19 protein-coding genes are annotated in these 22,268 nt (G+C 39.5%); 14 read left to right on the top strand and 5 right to left on the bottom strand.

What is annotated here, in order from left to right:
• Positions 1-373 precede the first annotated feature (373 nt).
• The 11 genes from D1164_RS00060 to D1164_RS00105 all read left to right on the top strand — a co-directional run bounded on the left by D1164_RS00060 (position 374) and on the right by D1164_RS00105 (position 12,278).
• The gene (locus D1164_RS00060) at positions 374-1,303 is read left to right on the top strand and encodes a PhoH family protein (RefSeq protein WP_119348310.1); all 930 of its coding nucleotides are present in this window, start codon (positions 374-376) and stop codon (positions 1,301-1,303) included.
• An 87-nt stretch (positions 1,304-1,390) separates the two neighbouring features.
• Complete coding sequence (locus D1164_RS00065) at positions 1,391-2,341, top strand: phosphoribosylaminoimidazolesuccinocarboxamide synthase (protein ID WP_119347894.1); 951 nt, start codon at positions 1,391-1,393, stop codon at positions 2,339-2,341.
• A gap of 169 nt (positions 2,342-2,510) precedes the next feature.
• A complete protein-coding gene (locus D1164_RS00070) occupies positions 2,511-4,097 on the top strand; it encodes a PKD domain-containing protein (RefSeq protein WP_119347895.1) in 1,587 nt (528 codons plus the stop codon).
• A 118-nt stretch (positions 4,098-4,215) separates the two neighbouring features.
• Positions 4,216-5,262, top strand: coding sequence for an oxygen-dependent tRNA uridine(34) hydroxylase TrhO (trhO, locus tag D1164_RS00075; RefSeq protein ID WP_241558234.1), 1,047 nt, complete (start codon positions 4,216-4,218; stop codon positions 5,260-5,262).
• A 232-nt stretch (positions 5,263-5,494) separates the two neighbouring features.
• The gene (locus D1164_RS00080) at positions 5,495-6,490 is read left to right on the top strand and encodes a tRNA dihydrouridine synthase (protein WP_119347896.1); all 996 of its coding nucleotides are present in this window, start codon (positions 5,495-5,497) and stop codon (positions 6,488-6,490) included.
• Positions 6,491-6,565: 75 nt separating this feature from the next.
• A complete protein-coding gene (locus tag D1164_RS00085) occupies positions 6,566-7,822 on the top strand; it encodes an outer membrane protein assembly factor BamB family protein (RefSeq protein ID WP_119347897.1) in 1,257 nt (418 codons plus the stop codon).
• A gap of 415 nt (positions 7,823-8,237) precedes the next feature.
• Positions 8,238-8,471 (top strand): DUF4492 domain-containing protein, encoded by a 234-nt coding sequence (locus D1164_RS00090; protein ID WP_119347898.1) that lies wholly within the window; start codon positions 8,238-8,240, stop codon positions 8,469-8,471.
• A gap of 2 nt (positions 8,472-8,473) precedes the next feature.
• The gene (locus D1164_RS00095; protein WP_119347899.1) at positions 8,474-10,030 is read left to right on the top strand and encodes a cytochrome ubiquinol oxidase subunit I; all 1,557 of its coding nucleotides are present in this window, start codon (positions 8,474-8,476) and stop codon (positions 10,028-10,030) included.
• Between the two features lie 18 nt (positions 10,031-10,048).
• Positions 10,049-11,179: a cytochrome d ubiquinol oxidase subunit II gene (cydB, locus tag D1164_RS00100; RefSeq protein ID WP_119347900.1), complete on the top strand. Its 1,131-nt coding sequence runs from the start codon at positions 10,049-10,051 to the stop codon at positions 11,177-11,179.
• A 16-nt stretch (positions 11,180-11,195) separates the two neighbouring features.
• Positions 11,196-11,327, top strand: a complete 132-nt coding sequence (locus D1164_RS24085; protein ID WP_262707156.1) for a hypothetical protein — start codon at positions 11,196-11,198, stop codon at positions 11,325-11,327.
• Between the two features lie 210 nt (positions 11,328-11,537).
• Positions 11,538-12,278: a glycosyltransferase family 2 protein gene (locus tag D1164_RS00105; RefSeq protein ID WP_119347901.1), complete on the top strand. Its 741-nt coding sequence runs from the start codon at positions 11,538-11,540 to the stop codon at positions 12,276-12,278.
• Positions 12,279-12,284: 6 nt separating this feature from the next.
• On the opposite strand, the gene D1164_RS00110 is transcribed toward D1164_RS00105, so the two are convergent.
• Positions 12,285-13,841, bottom strand: a complete 1,557-nt coding sequence (locus D1164_RS00110; RefSeq protein WP_119347902.1) for an ArnT family glycosyltransferase — start codon at positions 13,839-13,841, stop codon at positions 12,285-12,287.
• A 530-nt stretch (positions 13,842-14,371) separates the two neighbouring features.
• Between D1164_RS00110 and D1164_RS00115 the strand changes: the two genes are divergently transcribed.
• Genes D1164_RS00115 through D1164_RS00125 form a run of 3 tightly spaced genes read left to right on the top strand, consistent with a single transcriptional unit; the run spans position 14,372 to position 17,587 of the window.
• Complete coding sequence (locus D1164_RS00115; protein ID WP_119347903.1) at positions 14,372-15,766, top strand: hypothetical protein; 1,395 nt, start codon at positions 14,372-14,374, stop codon at positions 15,764-15,766.
• Between the two features lie 19 nt (positions 15,767-15,785).
• Positions 15,786-16,727, top strand: a complete 942-nt coding sequence (locus tag D1164_RS00120) for a glycosyltransferase family 2 protein (protein ID WP_206610877.1) — start codon at positions 15,786-15,788, stop codon at positions 16,725-16,727.
• On the top strand, positions 16,724-17,587 hold the full coding sequence (locus tag D1164_RS00125; RefSeq protein WP_119347905.1) for a class I SAM-dependent methyltransferase: 864 nt from the start codon (positions 16,724-16,726) through the stop codon (positions 17,585-17,587). Before D1164_RS00120 ends, D1164_RS00125 begins: the two co-directional genes overlap by 4 nt.
• Before the next feature lie 11 nt (positions 17,588-17,598).
• Here D1164_RS00125 and D1164_RS00130 read toward each other — a convergent pair whose 3' ends face one another.
• The 4 genes from D1164_RS00130 to D1164_RS00145 are packed head-to-tail and all read right to left on the bottom strand — an operon-like array spanning position 17,599 to position 22,265.
• Positions 17,599-19,047 carry a hypothetical protein gene (locus D1164_RS00130; protein WP_119347906.1) on the bottom strand — a complete coding sequence of 483 codons (1,449 nt, stop codon included), beginning with the start codon at positions 19,045-19,047 and terminating at the stop codon, positions 17,599-17,601.
• On the bottom strand, positions 19,044-19,790 hold the full coding sequence (locus D1164_RS00135; RefSeq protein WP_119347907.1) for a class I SAM-dependent methyltransferase: 747 nt from the start codon (positions 19,788-19,790) through the stop codon (positions 19,044-19,046). Before D1164_RS00135 ends, D1164_RS00130 begins: the two co-directional genes overlap by 4 nt.
• A 48-nt stretch (positions 19,791-19,838) precedes the next feature.
• On the bottom strand, positions 19,839-21,542 hold the full coding sequence (locus D1164_RS00140) for a hypothetical protein (RefSeq protein WP_147371962.1): 1,704 nt from the start codon (positions 21,540-21,542) through the stop codon (positions 19,839-19,841).
• 12 nt (positions 21,543-21,554) lie between these two features.
• Positions 21,555-22,265, bottom strand: a complete 711-nt coding sequence (locus D1164_RS00145) for a glycosyltransferase family 2 protein (protein ID WP_119348312.1) — start codon at positions 22,263-22,265, stop codon at positions 21,555-21,557.
• Between the last annotated feature and the right edge of the window lie 3 nt (positions 22,266-22,268).

Genomic DNA, 22,268 nt, shown 5'->3' on the forward strand with positions numbered 1-22,268 from the left:
GTAAAATTTTTATCAACTGATTTTTACCTTGTGCCGTTTTGGATATTTTTCTGTCAAATTACATTTTGATGGGGTGGAAATACCCCGGAATGGGAGCAAGGCAAAAGTCTGTAATTCATGATTTATTCTTTCTGCAGGATTTTTCGGTAATTGTATTTTTTTTCAGAATAAACTTCCATCAATAGATATTTTTGTTTACTTAAACAGGGACTTACGTACATTTGTTTATTGTCAAAAACACACCGATACAAAACAGATAAATTTATTTTGTAATTTTGAGCTGCGTTTAATAATTTAAGAAATAAGATTGGAGAAACAGATTTATTTGGAAGGCATTGACCCTCTGGAATTTTTTGGGATTAACAATACAAAAATGGACCTCATTAAAGGGGGGTTCCCAAAAATAAAAATTGCAGCACGTGGTCATTCATTATACATTCAGGGCGAAGAGAAAGAGATAAATAGTTTTGAAAAAAAGTTTGCACTTTTGCTCGATCACTACTATCAGTTTAATGTATTAACCGAAGACGCGATACTGCAAATACTTTCTACCGGCATCTCCTCGCTGGAAGAAAACGGAACTTCGGAGAGTGACATTATTGTTTTCGGGAATAGTGGAAAACCGGTACGTGCACGTACGCCCAACCAGCGCATACTGGTGGAGGACAGCACTAAAAACGACCTGATTTTTGCTATTGGTCCGGCAGGTACAGGTAAAACATATACGGCCATTGCTTTGGCAGTCAGGGCGCTAAAAAACAGGGAGATCAAGAAAATAATCCTGAGTCGTCCCGCAGTGGAGGCTGGTGAAAACCTGGGATTCCTGCCTGGTGACCTGAAAGAAAAAATTGATCCGTATCTTCAGCCACTTTACGATGCGCTTCAGGACATGATTCCGCCGCGCAAACTGGAAGATTTTTTGAAGGACGGTATTATCGAGATTGCTCCCCTGGCATTTATGCGCGGAAGAACTTTGAGCAATGCTTTTGTCATTCTCGATGAGGCACAGAATACAACCATTAATCAGTTGAAAATGTTCCTCACCCGGATGGGGCTGAATGCCAAATTCATTATTACAGGGGACGTAACGCAAATCGACCTGCCCAAACGGAGTAATTCAGGGTTGATTTTTGCCATGAAATTACTTCGAAACATTCAGTCGATTTCAGTTGTTCAGTTTAACAAAAATGATATTGTTCGTCACCGGCTGGTAAGGGATATCGTAGATGCGTACGAGAAATATTACGAAAGCCGGGCGGAAGAAAAAGAAGAAAGAGGGAGAGGAAAAAAGACAGAGCAATAAGCAAAGTGCAGTGGAAGCGTGTTATTTGAATTAAAACCAGAATCGAAATAAACAGGGAAAATTAAACAATCTAAAAATAATACAAGAATGAGCAACGCATTAACAAAGACTGATTTTCGTTTTCCGGGACAAAGAAACGTGTATCACGGGAAGGTGCGCGACGTATATAATATTAACGACGACCTTTTGGTGATGGTGGTCAGCGACCGCATTTCGGCCTTCGACGTGGTGCTGCCCGAAGGGATTCCTTACAAAGGACAAGTGCTGAACCAAATCGCAGAAAAGTTTCTTGACGCCACTGCCGATATAGTTCCAAACTGGAAAGTGGCTTCTCCCGATCCTAATGTGACGGTAGGTCATAAATGCGAACCCTACAAGGTGGAGATGGTTATCCGGGGTTACCTGACAGGGCATGCATGGCGCGAATACCGCGACGGAAAACGCTCGCTTTGTGGTGTGCCATTGGCCGAAGGATTGAAGGAGAATCAAAAGTTTGACGCGCCGATTATTACTCCAACAACCAAAGCCGATGAGGGGCACGATGAGGACATCTCCCGCGAAGAAATTATTGCCCAGGGATTGGTTGACAAAGCAGAATATGAAATGCTGGAAGACTATACCCGAAAACTGTTTCAGCGTGGTACTGAAATGGCGGCAGAAAAAGGATTGATTTTAGTGGATACCAAATACGAGTTTGGGAAAAAGGACGGGAAGATTTATCTTATCGATGAAATCCACACACCTGACTCATCCCGCTATTTTTATGCTAAAGGCTATGAGGAAAGGCTGGCTGCCGGCGAACCGCAAAAACAACTTTCAAAAGAGTTTGTGCGTCAGTGGCTCATTGAAAACGGTTTCCAGGGAAAAGAAGGACAATCCGTTCCCGAAATGTCAGCGGATTTTGTAAAGTCTGTATCGGAACGTTATATCGAACTGTTTGAGAATATTACCGGTGACAAGTTTGAAAAGTCGGAGACATCAAAAATCAATTCGCGGATTGAAATTGCCGTAACCGAATTCCTGGCCGGACAGATTTAAAACTGGCCTGTGGTCATAGCATTACTTCGAAGTAATGCTATGACTAAACTATTTAATAATCAAACTATTTGATTGCTGCCCCCTCGAAAAACTTCATCGCAGAAAATATTTTCTATCTGAGATTTTATTCGGATATTGTATAGGTCAAACCAAAATTAAAATCGGAAAGATGAAAAAATTATTGCTGAGGGTTTTTGCAGTCCTCCTATTGGTTACGCTTTTCCAGACATGTAATGAACCTTATGATTCTTCCGTTGGTCCTTTACAATGGGAGCAACCGCCCGGATTAGCTATTGCTGTGGAGAAGGTACAATCCGTTGTCAATCTTCAGGATAAAATTTCCAACGCTTTGTTCCGCAACCCGGAGGTAGTGGGAATGGGCACAGGCCTTAATGATGATGGGGTGCCGGCCATTGTTATTTACACACGCTCAAAAGTTGAACACCGGCCCGATATATCCATTGAAAATGTGGGAAGAGGTGCGAGGCCTACTGCATTGCCTGTGTCTGTTGAGAATGTACCTGTCGTTTCGAAAGTAACAGGTATGTTTAAGGCTTATGCCGAGCCAACTTCATGGTTTCCTCGTCCTGTACCAATAGGCGTTTCAACCGGCCATCCTGATATCACTGCCGGAACCATTGGTTGCCGGGTTAAAGATGCCGAAGGAAATGTTTTCGCGTTAAGTAATAACCATGTTTATGCCAACAGAAATGAGGCTTCTATTGGCGACAACGTGCTGCAACCCGGCCCTTACGATGGGGGGAGCGATCCGGCAGATGCTATTGGCACTTTATATGATTTTGAACCCATTAGTTTTTCTGAAAATAACCTGATGGATGCGGCAATTGCACTGTGTTCCACCGGAACTTTGGGGACTTCCACTCCGGCAGATGCTTACGGAACTCCGGGATCGACAACCGTCTCTGCTGCCATCGGCCTGGATGTTCAAAAATATGGCCGTACTACAGGCTGGACCCACGGGACGATCTCAGAAATAAACGTGACGGTTGATGTTTGTTACCAGTCGCGCGGTCCGTTCAAATGTGTGCAAGCGGCCAGGTTTGTCGATCAAATAACCATAACTCCCGGGGATTTTAGTGATGGAGGGGATTCTGGATCCCTCATAGTTACTGACAACAGTAGTAACAGTCCGGTCGGTTTATTATTTGCGGGTAGCTCAACGCATACTATTGCTACTCCCATCGGTGTCGTGCTCAACCGCTTCGGTGTTACCATTGACAACGAAAGTGGCGGAACAGTAAACACTCCACCATCAGCCGGGTTCACTTATACAACCTCAGGCTTAACCGCAACTTTTACCGATACCAGTACCGATCCGGGTGGTTCTGTGGTTGAATGGAACTGGAATTTTGGAGACGGTAACACGTCAACCGAACAGAATCCGGGACACACATATAATGCCGGGGGAACATTTTCTGTTTTGCTGGAAGTAACGGATAATGAAGGCGCTACTGGTTCTTCGTCTCAAAATGTAACCGTTTCAGAAAATACAGGGACTGGAATTACACTTACGGCAGCCGGCGAGAAAATAAGAGGGGTCCGATACGTTAACCTGTCATGGGAAGGCGCTATCGGAGACAATGTTGTTATAAAAATGAACGGTTCTGTTTACGATACCGTTTCAAACGATGGATCGGAAACACTTAACCTGGGAAGAATAAGCGGAACCTTTGTGTTTGAAGTGTGTGAATCAGATGGTGTTACCTGTTCCAATGAGGCAGCAGTAACTTTTTAAGTTGGTGAAAATATTTTTAGCACAGTCATAATTTGGCTGTGCTTTTTTTATTTCTTATTCAGAATAAAATCTCTTTTATTGTTCTTTTTGCCAAATGCATTATTTTTGCCTCCCAAAAATGACAACAATGCAGTTGCACAACAAAATAGACAGGGAGGTATTAAAAAAGGAGCTGATGGAAGAAACCTTCAGCCGGAAAACCATATCATTTTACCGCTATCATTATCTCGACGATCCCCAAGGATTCAGGGACGACATTTACCGTGACTGGTTTGCCCTGAATTGTTTCGGACGAATTTATGTGGCAAGGGAAGGAATTAATGCCCAAATGAGTGTGCCGGAACATCACTTTAATAAGTTCCTGCTGACCCTTGAGAAATATGACATTCTAAAAAATATTCCGATCAAGTATGCCATTGAGGATAGTGGAAAGTCGTTTTATAAACTCACCATAAAAGTGCGCCCCAAGCTGGTAGCCGATGGGTTGGACGAAGGTACATACGATGTGACCAACGTGGGCAAACACCTCAGCGGGCTGGAGTTTCATGAACTGGTTGGAAAAGAAAATACTGTCGTGGTGGATATGCGGAATTTTTACGAAAGCGAAATCGGCCATTTTGAAGGTGCTGTTTGTCCGGAAGCCGATACTTTCCGGGAAGAACTGGAAATGGTAACCGACCTGCTTCAAGACAAAAAAGACAAGAAGATTTTACTTTACTGCACCGGAGGTATTCGTTGCGAAAAAGCAAGCGCTTTTCTGAAACACCAGGGATTTGAAGATGTGAATCAGCTGCACGGGGGAGTGCTGGAATATGCCAGGCAAATAAAAACGGCCCAACTCGAATCGAAATTTACAGGAAAAAATTTTGTTTTTGATGAAAGGCTGGGGGAGAGTGTTAACGGAAAAATTATTTCGCATTGTCATCAGTGCGGTAGCCCTTGCGATACGCATACCAATTGTGCCAATAACAGTTGCCACCTGCTGTTTATTCAGTGTCCGGAATGTGCCCAAAAATACGATGGCTGTTGTACACCTGAGTGTACGGCTGAAAAGGAAGGCAACACTACGGCAAAAGGGCCCCGGGCCTATCAGTTTGGTAACAGCCGGAAGTACCGGAAAAGCCTGGCGCTGGTGAAGGCCGAACAACAAACCGAAAATAATTGATGTGTGATTTTTTTAGCAGTTACAAGGTAGTGTCATGTCAGCTTCAGAATGTCATTTCGACCCCAGGGAGAAATCTGCTACAATATTGAGATTTCTCATCTTCGTGCCTCAGATTCGAAATGACAGTACGAGACAATTTATCTTTGACATGACAGTAGTGGCGTTCGCAAAATGTAGAGTGCATCCTATTGGGTGAAGTTTCGTATTTTAGCCGCAACAGTATTTTTTAACAATGGACAATTTCTGGCAGCATATTAACCGCCCCGCATTTTTACTTGCTCCTATGGAAGACGTGACCGACACGGTTTTCCGGGAGATTGTCGCGGGAATGACCACACCGGGGAAGCTTCACGCTGTTTTTACCGAATTTACTTCGGTGGAAGGAATGAACCATCCCAAGGGCAGGGAGCGGGTTTCGGAGCGTTTAATTGTAAACGAATCGGAAAGGGTACTGCTGAAAAGGCAAAACATTAAACTGGTTGCTCAAATCTGGGGCCGCAACCCGGAAGTATATTATAACATAGCAAAATATATTTCTGAAAATTATTCATTCGACGGGTTGGACATAAACATGGGATGCCCCGTGAAAAAGATTATTAAAACCGGCGCCTGCAGTGCGCTGATTGGTGAGCCGGATTTAGCCAGGGAAATTATTCTGGCAACCAAAGAAGGAACCCGTTTGCCGGTTAGCGTAAAAACCCGTACCGGCATTAAAGAACATCAGACCGAAGAATGGATGGAGCATCTTCTTGAAGTTGATCCGGCCGCTATAATTCTGCATGGGCGCACGCAAAAAATGCAGTCGGATGGCACCGCCAACTGGGAAGAAATTGCCAAAGCCGTTGAAGTGAAAGACAGGCTAAAACCGCACATCCCGGTTTATGGGAACGGCGATGTTTATTCTTATTCCGATGGATTAAAGAGAATAGAAGAAACCAATGCCGATGGAGTGATGATTGGTCGGGGAATTTTTCAGAATCCCTGGTTTTTTAGTCCGGAGAAAGACGAAATCTCAGCACAGGAACGCATTCAGAAGTTGCTGGAACATACACAACTTTTTGAAAAGACCTGGGGAGGGATTAAAAACTTCAATATACTCAAACGCTTTTACAAAATTTATCTCAACAGTTTTCCGGGAGCAGCCAGGCTCCGTGCGGCTTTGATGGAGGCGAAAGATTACGGGGACGTTTACCGTTATTTTGAAAAAGAATTCGATTTTTCTGAATAGTTTTTTTGATTTTTACCAGGTGTCAGTAATTAAAAACACATTTCGTATACTGGTTAAGAAAATCAATATCAGAAAATGAAACTATCTTTTATACTATTTACTTTTTGTCTTTTTACAGCGTGTACTCCCCAGAAATCAAAAATATACCAATGGCGCGGAGAAGGCCGTAAAGGCGTTTTCGATGGAGAAAACCTTCTGACTGTGTGGCCGGAAAACGGTCCGGAAGAGGTTTGGTTTGCCGAAGGGGTTGGAAACGGCTATGGTTCCCCCACCATCACGGATAACAAAATTTTTATTACGGGTGAAGTAGATAGTATGGCCTGGTTGTATTGTTATGATATAAATGGGAATTTGTTGTGGAAAGAAAAATATGGGAAAGAGTGGTCAAAGCACTATCCCGGCTCACGTTCGGCCCCCACCGTTGTGGATGATTTAGTGTATGTTGAAACTGGCATGGGGGGTCTGGCCTGCCTGAAATCTGAGAATGGGGAAATGGTCTGGTCAAAAGATTTTGTAACCGACTTTGGCGGCATACTTCCCATACACGGATTTTCGGAAGCGCCTGTAGTGAACGGCGAAAAAGTTTTCTGTATGCCCGGTGGAAAGGAGCACAACGTAGTGGCCCTGAATCGATATACCGGGGAGCTTATCTGGTCATGTAAAGGCAAAGGCGAACGTTCTGCATACAATCCGGGAAACCTGATTGAACTTCCTGAGCGTAATATATTTGTTACTTTTTCTGCGTATAATCTCCTGGGAATTGATGCGGAAACCGGGGAACTGCTTTGGGCTCACCAGCAGGAAAATACCCCGGAGGAAAAGCGCGAACCCGGAATAGGCGATACGCACAGCAACAATGTGATATTCGAAAATGGACATATTTACTATGCCGTTGGAGATGGAAATTGTGGCGTTAAACTTCAGCTTTCTGAAGACGGAACAAAAATAAGTGAACTTTGGCGTACTGCCGATTTGGATACTTACATGAGCGGTTTTGTTAAAATGGACAATTACCTTTACGGATGCGGTACCCGGAAAAAAGATTTAAAAAGCTTTGATGCAATAACAGGAGAAGTGGTGGATTCACTAAAAACCGGAACAGGCGCTGTTGTTGCTGCCGGTAATATGCTTTATTATTATAACTGGCGGGGAGAACTTTCATTGTTAAGTTGCGAGAATGGGAAACTACAACAGAAAAGTTCGTTTAAAATTAGCCGTGGGACCAAAGAGCATTTTTCGCACCCGGTTATTAAAAACGGCATTTTGTATCAACGCCGGGGAAATACATTAATGGCCTTTGATATAAGAAACGGTCAGGAACCGAAAGTGTAAAATCTGTTAATGGTTGTGTAACCCCCATTTTCGAATATAGAATATTTCCTTTTTGTAAATGAAAACAGCGATGAGAAGAAACCGATAACTATCAGGGCTCCCATCACCGCAAACACAATAGTGTCAGTCACTATATTCGCTTACTAACGCGTTACCGGTTTCATATTTTGATTCACTTATTAAATTGAACAATCAAATTTAGTGAACAAATGTTTAAATCGAAAATTATTTGTTCAAAAAAAGCTTCTAACGTATTCTGAAATAGCGACTTTTGATTGCAACTTATAAAATGGCAAATAGCGAAAAGCATTGGTCTCCAAACCACTTCCCCTAAAATTGCTGTACAACATATATTAAAAACATATTTTAACGAGACGAACCGTGTATTTTTACCAGAAAGCTGTTAAAAACCGACATGAGTAAAAAGAACCAAAATACACTTCAACGAATCTGGAGTTTTTACATAAGTGGATTCCACAATATGAGCGGTTGGGGGCGTCAGGTATGGCTTATTATTCTAATCAAATTGTTTATCATGTTTGCCATCCTTAAAGTTTTCTTTTTTCCCAATTTTCTTAAAACCAATTTTGAAACCGACCGGGAACGGAGTGATTATGTATTGGAAATATTAACAAAACCAAAGGAATAACTATGGTCGAAATCGCAGATTTATCTTTAGTAAACTGGTCGAGAGCGCAATTTGCCCTCACTGCCATGTATCACTGGTTGTTCGTTCCGCTTACGCTGGGTATTACCTTCATCATTGCGTTTATGGAAACGCTGTATGTAAAAACCGGCAACGAAGAATGGAAACGGGTAACAAAATTTTGGATGACCCTTTTTGGGATCAATTTTGCTATCGGAGTTGCCACTGGTATTATTCTCGAATTTGAGTTTGGTACCAACTGGTCTAGTTACTCGTGGTTTGTGGGAGACATTTTTGGTGCTCCCCTGGCGATTGAAGGAATCCTCGCCTTTTTTATGGAGTCCACTTTTATTGCCATCATGTTTTTCGGGTGGAATAAAGTGAGTAAAAAAACACATTTGCTGGCTACCTGGCTCACAGCCATCGGCGCTAACCTTTCTGCCTTATGGATTTTGGTCGCCAATGGCTGGATGCAAAAACCGGTAGGAATGGTCTTCAACCCTGAAACAGCCCGGAATGAAATGCAAAATTTTTGGGATGTTTTGTTTTCGCAAGTCGCAGTGGATAAATGGCTGCACGCCACCTCCTCCGGGTTTGTGCTGGCCTCTGTGTTTGTAATTGGCGTTTCTTCCTGGTTTATTCTGAAAAAGCGTGAATTACTGCTGGCGAAAAAAAGTATTCTTATTGCCAGCGTATTTGGGCTTGTTTCGTCGCTTTATTTAATTATGACCGGGGACAACTCAACCCGTACTATTGCCAACGACCAACCCATGAAGTTTGCTGCCATCGAAGGATTGTACAATGGCAGTGAAGGGGCTGGATTGGTGGCTGTCGGACTTTTTTCCACTTCGGAAACCGACCCCAATAATGAGAACCTGAAAGACTTTTCCATGAAAATTGAAATTCCCAATTTCCTTTCCTACATGGCATTTCTTGATTGGAATGCTTTTGTACCGGGGATTCACGATTTAATTGACGGGAACGAAAAATATGGCTACATGCCGGCGGTCGAAAAAATTGAACGGGGGAAAGTGGCTATTAGTAAACTGTTCGACTTTAAAGAAGCGCAAAAGGCAGGAAACAAAGAACTGGCCAACACTTTGAAAGCAGAACTAACCAGTGAGGATTTTCAGAATAATTATTTTAAGTACTTCGGGTACGGCTATTTTGAAGACCCCAACGATTTGATTCCCAGTGTGCCACTTACCTTTTATAGTTTTCACCTGATGGTCGGATTGGGTTTTCTTTTCGTACTGCTGTTTGCCTTTGCATTTTATTATGTGATAAAAGGAAGCTTTACAGAAAAGAGGGGGTTTCTCCGTTTTGCTATTATCGCTGTTCCGCTGGCTTATCTCGCCAGTCAGGCCGGGTGGATTGTTGCAGAAGTAGGCCGCCAGCCCTGGGTGGTTCAGGATCTTATGCCCACAATGGCGGGTGTTACCCGAATTAGTGCAGGGTCAGTACAAACAACTTTCTGGCTGTTTGCTGTGCTATTCACTATTTTGCTGATTGCCGAGTTGAAAATCATGTTCCGGCAAATTAAAATCGGACCAAAACATTAAAATGGGAGGAAACTAAATATGTTTGAAAATTTATCACATTATGCATTGCAACAATACTGGTGGGTACTGATTTCAGTTCTTGCCGCGCTGTTTGTTTTCCTTACGTTTGTACAAGGAGGACAAACGCTCATTTATTCTGTTGGAAAAACAGAGGGAGAAAAAACCATTTTGCTGAATACGCTCGGTCGAAAATGGGAGTTCACCTTTACTACGCTGGTAACTTTTGGAGGAGCATTTTTTGCTTCATTTCCTTTGTTTTATGCTACCAGCTTTGGCGGGGCTTACTGGGTGTGGTTGCTCATTCTTGCCGCTTTTATAGTGCAGGCAGTAGCGTATGAATTCAGGATGAAACCGGCCAATTTTTTAGGAGCCAAAACGTACGAAATATTTCTCGTTGTCAACGGTCTGTTAGGTACACTGCTTATAGGAACAGCGGTAGGTACCTTTTTCAACGGAGCCGAGTTTTCCCTTAACGAAATGAACCAGGTACTTTGGCAAAATCCGGCCCGCGGTCTGGAAGCCGTTTTAACATTTCACAACGTGGCTTTAGGCCTGGCTGTTTTCTTTCTCGCCCGCATTTTGGGGCTTCTCTATTTTATTTTTACGGTGGATCACGAGGCTATTGTAAGCCGTTCGCGAAAACAACTGCTCTACAATACCATTCCATTTTTGGTCTTTTTTCTTTGGTTTGTCGTTTGGCTTTTGCTGAAAGAGGGCTTTGCGGTGCATTCTGAAACCGGAGAGGTATTTATGGAAAAATATAAGTACCTGCATAACCTGCTTCAAATGCCTCTTGTTTTGGTGTTTTTCCTGGTGGGTGTTGTAGGGGTACTTTGGGGGATTATTTCCACCATTTTTATGAAAAGTGGCAAAGGCTTTTGGTTTGCCGGAACAGGTACCGTATTGACGGTATTTGCGTTTTTTATCATTGCCGGGTTTAATAATACATCATTTTATCCGTCTTTGTCCGATTTACAGTCGTCACTGACAATTCAAAATGCTTCTTCGAGTAAGTTTACCCTGACAGTAATGAGTTATGTTTCGCTAATGATTCCGTTTGTATTTGCTTACATCGTTTATTTCTGGAAAGCAATGAATCGAAAAAAGGTGACCGAAGAAGAGATGAGTGAAGAATCCCATGTTTATTGATTAAAAACAGAAAGTAATGTATACTACACCAATATTGTGGATGGTTAGCTGGCCGGTACTTATTGTGATATCATATCGGTTGGTTAAATGGGCCGTAAAAAAGTACGTACCAAAATTGGAGGAAGAGGAGAGTGAGCAGCAGGAATGAATCGTAACTTCAGAAAATACTGTCACTCTTGCGGAGTTTTGCTTGCTAACGTATTTTGCTCCCCTTTTTGAGGGCGGAGTGAATAAATACCATTTTAACAAAAAAAGACTTCGGGGTGTGGCAGTATCTTCCCATCTTTAAAGTTTCCATTACAAACGACCTTTGCTCTCCTATTTTCTTCCTATTTTTGTCGCACAAAAAATCAGAAGAATGATTAACGACAAAAAAGTGGTAGTGGTACTTCCGGCATACAATGCTTCGAAAACACTGGAAATAACATACCGGGAAATCGATTTCTCCATTGTTGACGATGTTATTCTAGTCGATGATTTAAGTAAAGATGATACGGTAGAAGTGGGTAAAAAGCTGGGGATAAAACATATCATTGTACACGAGCAGAACAAAGGGTATGGAGGAAACCAGAAATCATGTTACAACAAGTCCCTTGAACTGGGGGCGGATATTGTGATTATGCTTCATCCCGATTATCAATACACCCCGAAACTGATTCCCTCCATGGCCCATCTCATTGCTTCCGGACTTTACCATGTAGTGCTGGGGTCGCGTATCCTGGGGAAAGGCGCACTAAGAGGTGGCATGCCCCTTATAAAGTACATTGCCAACCGTGGACTGACTCTTTTTCAAAATATCATGATGAGCGCCAAGCTTTCGGAATACCACACCGGCTATCGTGCCTTTTCGCGCGAAGTACTGGAAAAGGTGAACTACAATGCCAACTCCGACAACTTTGTGTTCGATAACCAGATGCTGGCACAAATTTGGTACGCCGGTTTCGACATTGCCGAAATTACCTGCCCCACCAAATATTTCGATGACGCTTCGAGTATAAATTTCAAAAACAGCAGCATTTACGGGATAGGTGTTCTTAGAACCTCAATACAGTTCAGGTTGCAGAAATGGGGAGTAAAAAAATCGAACTTTTTACAATAACCTGATTTAATCATTTGTTTTTGTTTTCAATTTTTGAAGATTATATACAGAAACGTTTTTAAATTCACCAATTTTGTCCTTTATGAAGGGTTGTATGATTTCTGACTTTAATAATGTGGAGTCATTTACTATCAAGTATTTTGCGCCTTGTTCAATTCGTCTGTAAAATGTTTCTGGTGTTGAAAAGTCACTGGCGAAATCTGTGTAGCCTTTTCTGTTCATATAATAAAGTGTGGTATTTATTGTAAAATCCGGAATAGAAATTACTTTATCCTCCGGTTCAATTCCCCACTTCTGAAAGCTGGGCTCTATAACCAATAAGGCTTTAAAATGTTTATGATAAGTCTCATTCATCCATCCTTCATATCGGGTTTGTACCTGTTCCCTGCAAGCTATGACATTCCATATAAAAAAGGCAATAAAGAAGACTTTGAGTACAATTCTGAAATTTAGCGAAGATAGTAAGCTTTTAACCCGAATAATAAATATTGCCCAGAAAGCAACCAATACAACAATCTGGTTAATCAGATAATAATCATGATAATCCAATATTTGAAACCATAAAATGACCTGAACTAAAAAACCAATGGGCAAAACAATTATAAAATATTGGAATATCGGTTGTAATTTTTTGATTGTAATGATCAAAAAGAACCATATAACGAGTGTTGTATATTGTAAGAAGGGTAAAAATAGCTGCTTAAAAAATATTTTATTCTGTACGTCAATTATTCTGTAAATATTTTCTTTTGTGGTAGTCCACAACGGCCATATTCCATGAGTAGAAAAATGTCCTTGATTAACAGTATTATAGTAATCAGCATAAAAGTACCATGCAAACACAGGAATAAGAACCAAAATAAAAGGAAGGAAATGTTTCAATCTAAAATTGAAAATCCGGTCACTTTTATGCTGGAAAATTAATTCAAAAATCAGCCATCCCCCAAGGGCTATAAACGAAAAACCCGATGTAACTTTAAGTAGCATCGAAAGGCAAAAAAATAAGGCAGAAGCCCATAGGTTAACAACTTGTCGTTTCTTTATAAATCTTAAAATATAATACCACGCAATAAAAACAAACATGAGAGCTGGAACATCTGGTAAAAATTTGGGGCCATAAAAAACTACCATTGGAGAGGTAAATGTTATCAGACTATTAAAACCTGCCCAGAAACTACTTTTCAATAAGTATTTCAAGCTATAGAATATAGAAAACAAGCCTGAAAAGATTATTATAACATGTAACAGTTGAAAAATCCATTCATGTTTTCCAAAAATTCTCCAAAGCTGAGCTACGAAATAGTAAATTACAGGGAACTCACCAACCGCTTTTCCTGACGTGCCGTCATTACCAAACTGATTGTGCATCTCAGGCTCAAAAAAAGGCTGTTTATACTGATAATAGTTATGCGTTAACGATAAACTGTTCGTTTGCCTCCAAACATGAACTGACTGGGGAGGATCGAAAAGAGTTTCATTAAGTCCATAATAGAAAAACATCAATATAAAAATGAAGGCAAAGAGTATATTATCCAACCTAACCAAGTAAATCTTCATAGCCATTTAGTTCTATTCTTTTTTTCGTTTTATAGCTTTTTCATAATCGGGTTCGCTTTAACAGCGACTAATATTCAGCAATCGGTCTTATTTGTCCTAAAGAATTCCAATAAGCTTCTTTTGTCATACTGCTGCAATGGACACTAGTAAGCTTATACTACTCCATCTGAAATTGATTGTGCAAAATTAACCTATTATTCCAAAATCTCCTTGGATTTTCATTCACAGGCCAACAAATATAGCAGTCTGTTGATTGTTTTCCCTTCTCAAATTAATTTTTAATCCAACGTGGTATTTTTACTCAACTTTTTCTCTATCGCCGTACAAAACCAATATTCGCAGTTGGCAGAGTAATAAACAGCGCCTTCCGTAATTTATCAAAAACCATATCTTTTGTAAAACTCCAAGTGTAGGCCGTTAAAAGGAAAACCATACCCATTACCATAGTTTTTAAAGGACGAAATCCACAAAAAAAATTCTATTTTTGTAAACAGACTTTAAAATCCTAAATAAGAGGAATCATTTTATTTTTATTAATGAATAGATTTAAATTTCTTAAGCTAAATTTTCCATACATTGTTTCTTTCCTTATTGTACTGCTTTCGATTAATATTACAAACAACGTTCATTCATGGAAAAACAAACAGGTAATTCAATGGGATGTAATTTCATATTATGGATATTTACCTGCAGCCTTTATTTATAATGATATTACATTGAAATTTATCGATAATTATTCTGGGCCGCACCAATTTGAAATGTGGCCTAAAGAGGCTCCAAATGGCAGTAAAGTGTTTGTTACATCAATGGGAATGTCATTCCTGTATGCCCCATTCTTTTTTGCAGCACATTATTATGCCTTAAATTCGGAATATGATGCAGGAGGTTATTCTGAACCATACCATCTGGCAATAATCATCTCAGCTATTTTTTACTTCGCACTGGGTTTATTTTTCTTATGTAAATTATTGTTGCAATATTTTAATCCTTTTATTTCTTCCTTAGTTGTCGTAATAACCGCTGCTAGCTCGAATTTGTTTTATTATGCAACCTTTGAACAAGGAATGTCTCACACATTTAGCTTTGCCCTTATTACCTTGTTTGTCTGGTTTACCATTAAATGGTATGATAAACAAAAATATATATATACCATCTTGCTGGGCATTTTAATAGGATTAATTTCATTGGTCAGACCAACGAATATTCTTGTTTCGCTTTTTTTTATATTCTTTGGAATAAAAAGTTGGAGAGCTCTAATAAACCGGGGAAATTTTTTCCTGTCAAGATATAAGCACCTGGCACTTATTCTGTTTTTTTGGTTTATTATATGGTTTCCGCAATTTCTCTATTGGAAACTATTGACCGGTTCCTTTTTTTATAATTCTTATGCCGACGGAAGCCAGTTCTTTTTCAATGACCCAAAAATTATAAATGGCTTTTTTAGTTATCGGAATGGTTGGCTTGTGTATTCTCCTGCCATGATTTTTTCTGTTCTGGGAATGTTTATATTATGGAAAAAGCAAAAGGAATTGCAATTACCTTTGGCTATTACATTTCTGGTTTTTATCTATGTTTCATATTCATGGTGGTGCTGGTGGTCCGGAGGAGCTTTTGGTAATCGTTTTATGATTGATATTTATGGATTATTAGCCTTGTCTTCAGGTGCATTTTTTACTTATATAAGTTCCCTGAAATTAAAATGGATAAAATATCCTGTCGTAATAGTTGCTTTTATTTTAGTATTGGCTGGGGTACATCATATTAACAAGCGAAGAAACTTTTCAATCCACTGGGATTCAATGACGAAAGAAGCCTTCTGGGATTCCTATTTGGATAAGAAGCCTTCGCCTGAATTTGAAAGCAAACTACGGGCACCCGATTATAGCAAAGCGCTGATGGGGATAGATGAGTATTCCAATAAAACAAACTGAGTTATAAAAAGTAAAAATAATGATTGCTGTAGTAATACCGTGTTACAAAGTTAGAAATCACATATTAGATGTCCTGCAGGCAATTGGCAATGAAGTTTCACATATTTATATTGTAGATGATGCTTGCCCAGAGAATTCTGGGGAGTATGTTGAAAAAAATACAAAAGACCCCAGGATTAAAGTAATCTATCACGAAAAAAATAAAGGCGTTGGGGGTGCGGTTATAACGGGATATAAAGAAGCCATTTCTGATGGAGCAGAAATCGTTGTGAAGCTTGATGGCGATGGACAAATGAATCCCGATTTTATTCCGAAATTAGTTATACCTATTGAAACAGGAGAAGCTGATTATTCAAAAGGGAATAGGTTCTTTGACGTTGAAAAGCTTCTGATAATGCCCCGCATGAGACTCATTGGAAACAGTTTTCTGTCATTAATTAACAAAATGGTTAATGGATACTGGAATATTATCGATCCCACTAATGGTTTTACTGCAATTCATGTTAACGTTCTGAAACTTCTCCCTCTCAACAAAATTGATAACAGATACTTTTTTGAATCAGACATGTTATTCCGTTTATCTGTGCTTCGTGCTGTAGTAAAAGATATCCCTATATCTCCTGTATATGGGAATGAGAAATCGAATTTAATAATAGGCACGGTACTTTGGGAATTCCCGATGAAATATGTAAATCGCTTTTTAAAACGTTTTTTTTATTGTTATTTATTGCGAGATTTCAATGCCGGCACCATGCAATTTTTAGGTGGTTTACTTGCTATTATAGTGGGCCTGGTCTTCGGTATCTATCATTGGGTTACTAGCTATGAAGCAATGTCAACAACACCAGCGGGGACGGTTATGATAGCAGCACTGCTTATTATTCTGGGATTTCAACTTCTGCTTAGCGCCCTTAATTTTGATATTCAGAACATCCCTCACCATCCAATACAAAAACAATGAATGAGTTTGAATGTCCTGTCTGCTCCAGCACATCTAATCCTATAGCGAAATATCAACTAAAACACACCGTATATCAATGTAATGAGTGCAAATTGGAATTGTGCCACGATGCTGTTTTCAATACAAATTTCAATTCAAGTTTAAATGAAAAAGAAAGGGAAAAAGCATTAAAACAATTGCGTAAAGAAAACTTTCAGCAAATTGCCAAATCTATTAATCGCTTATTGCCAAATGCTAAAGGACTTGAAGTAGGTTGCGGATACGGATGGTTTTTGGAAACATGCAAGGAGTATGGAATTCAATGTGACGGCATTGAGCCCGAGCCCCGGTTCAACAATAAATATCTGAAAGGTGGTTTTCATGTTCGAAATGGCTTTTATCCTGATATAATAAACGAAACCGAACAATACGATTTCGTTATTTTCAATGATGTTCTTGAACATATTCCTGGTATTGAAGAGACAATGAAATCTAACCACCGAATAATTAGCAATGAAGGATTACTCGTAATTAACATACCCATCCAGGAAGGATTGTTCTACTTTTTTTCTAAAGTTGCATATCAACTAGGATATCATCATTTATTAAACCGAATGTGGCAATTCAGTTTTCATAGTCCTCATCTTTATTATTTTAGAAAAAAAAATATAAAAGATATAGGAATTAAACATGGATTCACTCTTATCGAATCCTTTCAACTTAAAACCATTCGATTTTCTGATATTTCTTATCGGATAAAGCAGGATCAAAAGCAAAACTTCATAAAATATTCAATCTCTTTTATTGGGGCAATGTTGTTATTTCCGTTTACGAGAATTTTCCCTGACACATACTGCTTCATTTTTCAAAAGAATAATTAAGATTGCAATTATTATTTGCGTCTGAAAATATATATTTCGTAATCATAAGCGTTAAGGGTTTTAAAAGGATGCTCAGGTACAAACTTTTTTAGTAATTCAAAATGTTCGTTGTGTAATAAGCGATCAAGGGGCAATTGTCCTTCATTCGGTCCGAAATGGGCATCCCAGATTATAATTGCATCTGTTGGTATTCCATTTTCAGGATTCACCCTATCATCAATCAACTCGTGAACCTGCTGGCGATCATAAGGGTTCTTGTCCAGGTAGTGGGGAATCAACGGATCATAAAAATAGATCAGATGATCGTCTAAGTTTTCCTCCTTCAGCCAATTGCAGCTTATTTTAATTAGCTGCTCTTCCCAACTGGTGGGTATTGGTACAGGATATTTATTGAAAGGATGTACAACAATAAGTATTGCAGATACCGTAATAAAAACATTTGAAAGCAATTTTTTTTTCCAAAAAAAGTTTAATAGTTCATGCAAACCTCTGGCTCCCACTAATGCTGCGAGAGGAACTACACCTGCAATGACCCTGATTAAACCTAACGATCTTCCTTCCCATAACCATCGGACTACTGAATGTGCAGCAAAATAAGTAAGAAACCCACCTACTACAAGCAGAAAAAAGTAATGTTCATTGGTTATTTTTTTGAACCTTTTTAGTACGGAAAAAAATGAAAACAAAAATCCGATAAGCCAAAAAATCAAAATCGGGTATCCAAGAATCTTATCAATGGAATGTACATAATGAAATAAAGGCCCGCGTCCATAGATTCCCAAATCCCCTCCTCCTTGCGACTGGGGAAATATCCAGAAAAAATTATCATAGACAGGCCATCCAACCAGACTAAAAAATAAAAATCCAGTTAATAAGAACGGAATAGCTATATAACTTCTCTTCATCAGGTAAGCAACGAGGAATAATGGAATAAGCACAAATCCTTCGTTCCTGGCAAACGGAATGAGGGAAATGACAATAGCAGACAAAACGAACCGGTCTTTAAAAAAAAGCCATACCGCTCCAACAAGCACCAGGCCAAACAGTGGCTCTGTTAACGCCGAAGGTATAATTATAAAATAAATGGGTGCAAAGAGTAACATTAAAATGGCTACATAACGTCCATGCCAGTTATGCATCCTTGCAATATCATAAACAAGATATGAAGATAGCAAGGCAACCACGACATTGAAAATTTTTATTCCTAAAAATCCGAATTGAGCGAACGGTGAACTGAGGATATTAAATACCGGTTTTCCCCATAAATCCAGAAACAGATGAGGGTAATTTACTGCATAACGGGCAATCCTGTAATGAACGTAGCTGTCAGCTCCTCCCCAGTTTCCATCTGAAAATACAGAAAAAAGGATAAAGAAAATTGCCGATAGCCCGATCAAGGCAAAGGCTAAATAGTTATTTATACTTTTCATTACAGGGTGAGAAAAAAATTTATCACTCATTTGCAATTTAAAACTTTTTTATTCCCTACACAAATTACTGACAAACCCGTAAAATACTTCATAAACACATCGATTATTTTCCAAACCGGAACCAATTCGTTATATAATTTCATTTGTCCCCTGGGGATCATCTTTTTTTGTAAAATATTACCTGACAGGTACCAGCCAAGTACACCAATAAAGTTAAAATATATGGAATGGATTACCTCGAAGCCGGCTGATTCCATCAGACTTTTCAATGTTTTTTTTGTGTATCTTCTATAATGTCCAAGCTGCGTATCAAAGCCATTAAATAAAAATTGAAAGGCAGGAACAAGAATTACTACATTGCCTCCTGGCCGAAGAAATGTATATGCATTTTTTAATGCTTGTTGGTGGTCTTCAATATGTTCCACTACATTCAGGGCGAAAACTGTATCAAACTGCCCGGCTAATTCAGGGTGCTTTTCTTCAAGGTTTTTAGCTGAAAAATCAATCTGATGGATTCCTTTTAAATTTTGTCTGTTCCCAAATTTCTCTTTCAGACGGGGAAAATAACTGCTGTCGAAATCGCTCAGGGTAATTTCAGCGCCATCCTCCACAAAGAACTGTGATATGTTGCCAATTCCGCTACCAATTTCCAATATATTACCTTTGCAATGAGATTGTATGGTCCGATACATCCAGTAGTTAAATCTGTCAGCTGCTGAAATTATTTCCAGCGTGTCGGTTCCATACTTTAAATTTCCCGTTGTTTCAGTCATGAGTATTCAGTTAATAATTTTTGTTGAATGTGCTGAATCATTCCAATTTTATTCCAGTGTTATCTTCAATTTGTTCATAGTAAGGGTTTCTTTTTCCCTGTTCCAGATATAAACAGCAATTGTGGAATTTACAGGCAGAGGTACAGGTAGCCGGAATTCACCCTCTATACGATGTTTTCGGTTCACTTTTTTATCCGGAATCTGATCCCGCAATAGGCATGAATTCCAATAAACCAGAGAATCCGGACTTTCTATAGACAAAACCAGTAAAGCTTCTAAATTTTTATCCTCCACAATTACTTCTGCAGCGACCACTGCCTTGCTGAAATTAAGATAATGTACTTTATCCACCGGTAAATAAAGAGTTTTCGAATATTCCATGTCGGATGAGATGCTTTTCTCCGCTTCATCTAATTCCAACTCCTGATGATACTTTCTAAGTTTCACGAGATAGGAAGCATATTCCTGAAAATCCCAGTCCCCACTCTGAAAACACCTGTTGTATGCATAAACCAACTTCAGATTAAATATTACAAAAAAAGCAATCAGGGAAATAGCGACTATTTGTTTGTTCCTCTTTAATCGTCTAAGCCAGTTGAGCAAATAACCCAGCGGGAGTGCAAACATTACGTTGTATTCAACAAAATTCCGGCTCCCGTATCCACATCCGAAGGAGAAAATAAACCAGGAGGCAAATACATAGGTGAGCACAAAAAATGTTGCTAATATTATCCAGGCGTTTAAACGGCTGCCCCTACCCGCTACATTTAGTACCATTGAAACCACGATAAGTAAGTACAGCGGACTGTACAAAAACAACCCGTTGTTTGGAGAAAACCAGATTTCTATAATTTTGGGAGATGTTAAATTTGAAAAACCGTATTCACCGTAAGAATAAAACAAATAACTGCCCGAAACATATTTCCAATAAAAAAACTGAGGTAGAAATACCACTAAAAAAGCAACTGAAATTACTAAAATATTTTTAATCGTGGCAAATCTTTTTATCCTGTCCCAAAATTCTGAAAACGAATTTAAATCAAGGGTAAACAGAAAAGGCAAAATGAATAGGTTTGTTGGCCGGACCAAAACAACCAATGCAAAAAGTAAACTCCATACGGCAAAATGAACAAGTTGGTTTTCTTTATTTACCATTAACATTTTTTTTGTTACCCATGCTGTTATTGCAAACAAGCTAAAAGAATAGATATGCGACATTCCTGTACTGTCAACAGCATAATAATATAGGTTTGTGCCAAGAAACAAAATTCCAAGGGTAAAAGAAACAATGTGCGGCCGGTAATAGAACCGTAAAAAATTCCATAAGAAAAATAAACCAAGAATGCTATAAAATAAAGCGGCCAGATTGGGAACCTGATGGTAAATCCCTGAAAAACCATCCTGGGGTAGGCCCATCAGTCCAGCCAAAGTATGAATTATCAGGAAAAAGGGGGCCTGTAAAATTGCAACTCCACACGAATACCTAGTAATGACTTTATTGTTTTCCAGATCGAGTGAAAATCCGTCTCCCATTTTTTCTTCGATGCCTTCAGGAAAAGAACTTGCATCAAAATGATAAATAAATAAACCGGGCAAATAAACATAGTAGCCGGCCTGATCTGCCCATAGGGGAGTCATCCAGTTAAACGTTCCTGTTTTGCTATGGCGGTTATTAATTAAAACAGCCAAAAACAATGCCGCTAAAAGCCAAGGGTAAGCCGGTTTCAGCCAATTCAATATTGATTTCCGCACGGGGATGGACATTTATTTAAAAACGTTATATTTCAACACACACCACAACGCCCTGAATCCATCCCTCCAGCCAATCTTTTTACCTTCCTCGTAAGTGCGGCCGTAATAAGAGATACCCACCTCGTAAATCCGTACACCTGGCACCCTTGCCACCTTTGCCGTAACTTCCGGCTCAAAACCAAACCGTTTTTCTTTGAGATCAATTTTTTTGATAATTTCGGAACGAAACAGTTTGTAACATGTTTCCATATCGGTCATGTTCAGGTTGGTGAACATATTCGACACCGTCGTTAGTAATTTATTCCCGATGGAATGCCAGAAAAACAAAATGCGGTGCGGATTTCCTCCCATAAACCGCGAACCATAAACAACGTCTGCATTTCCTTCAGCAATGGGTTTTAGTAAATGATTGTATTCCCTTGGGTCATACTCCAAATCGGCATCCTGAATGATAAGACAATCACCTTTGGCCTCGGCAATTCCGCGATGTAGTGCCGCCCCCTTTCCCATGTTTTGTGGCTGATGGAAAAGTTGTATCCCGATTTCCGGATGATGCTTTATGTAATTCCCGATTACCTCCGATGATTTGTCAGTGGAACAATCGTTAACCAGAATAATCTCTTTTTTAAAATTGTAAAGTAATTCTACCGCCAATACTCTGTCTAAAATGGCTGTTATGGTCTTTTCTTCGTTGTAAACGGGTATTATAATGGATAGTATCATTTG

It is taken from the genome of Mariniphaga sediminis, from assembly GCF_003573545.1.
GTDB classification, from domain to species: Bacteria; Bacteroidota; Bacteroidia; order Bacteroidales; family Prolixibacteraceae; genus Mariniphaga; species Mariniphaga sediminis.

Bases quoted from the DNA above. Each gene is read 5' to 3' on its own strand.
- D1164_RS00130 (WP_119347906.1), bottom strand. From the start codon at position 19,047: ATGAGTGATAAATTTTTTTCTCACCCTGTAATGAAAAGTATAAATAAC.
- D1164_RS00065 (WP_119347894.1), top strand. From the start codon at position 1,391: ATGAGCAACGCATTAACAAAGACTGATTTTCGTTTTCCGGGACAAAGA.
- D1164_RS24085 (WP_262707156.1), top strand. From the start codon at position 11,196: ATGTATACTACACCAATATTGTGGATGGTTAGCTGGCCGGTACTTATT.
- D1164_RS00125 (WP_119347905.1), top strand. From the start codon at position 16,724: ATGAATGAGTTTGAATGTCCTGTCTGCTCCAGCACATCTAATCCTATA.
- D1164_RS00145 (WP_119348312.1), bottom strand. From the start codon at position 22,265: ATGATACTATCCATTATAATACCCGTTTACAACGAAGAAAAGACCATA.
- D1164_RS00115 (WP_119347903.1), top strand. From the start codon at position 14,372: ATGAATAGATTTAAATTTCTTAAGCTAAATTTTCCATACATTGTTTCT.
- D1164_RS00110 (WP_119347902.1), bottom strand. From the start codon at position 13,841: ATGGCTATGAAGATTTACTTGGTTAGGTTGGATAATATACTCTTTGCC.
- D1164_RS00120 (WP_206610877.1), top strand. From the start codon at position 15,786: ATGATTGCTGTAGTAATACCGTGTTACAAAGTTAGAAATCACATATTA.
- D1164_RS00070 (WP_119347895.1), top strand. From the start codon at position 2,511: ATGAAAAAATTATTGCTGAGGGTTTTTGCAGTCCTCCTATTGGTTACG.
- D1164_RS00105 (WP_119347901.1), top strand. From the start codon at position 11,538: ATGATTAACGACAAAAAAGTGGTAGTGGTACTTCCGGCATACAATGCT.
- D1164_RS00095 (WP_119347899.1), top strand. From the start codon at position 8,474: ATGGTCGAAATCGCAGATTTATCTTTAGTAAACTGGTCGAGAGCGCAA.
- D1164_RS00060 (WP_119348310.1), top strand. From the start codon at position 374: ATGGACCTCATTAAAGGGGGGTTCCCAAAAATAAAAATTGCAGCACGT.
- D1164_RS00135 (WP_119347907.1), bottom strand. From the start codon at position 19,790: ATGACTGAAACAACGGGAAATTTAAAGTATGGAACCGACACGCTGGAA.
- cydB (WP_119347900.1), top strand. From the start codon at position 10,049: ATGTTTGAAAATTTATCACATTATGCATTGCAACAATACTGGTGGGTA.
- D1164_RS00085 (WP_119347897.1), top strand. From the start codon at position 6,566: ATGAAACTATCTTTTATACTATTTACTTTTTGTCTTTTTACAGCGTGT.
- D1164_RS00080 (WP_119347896.1), top strand. From the start codon at position 5,495: ATGGACAATTTCTGGCAGCATATTAACCGCCCCGCATTTTTACTTGCT.
- trhO (WP_241558234.1), top strand. From the start codon at position 4,216: ATGACAACAATGCAGTTGCACAACAAAATAGACAGGGAGGTATTAAAA.
- D1164_RS00090 (WP_119347898.1), top strand. From the start codon at position 8,238: ATGAGTAAAAAGAACCAAAATACACTTCAACGAATCTGGAGTTTTTAC.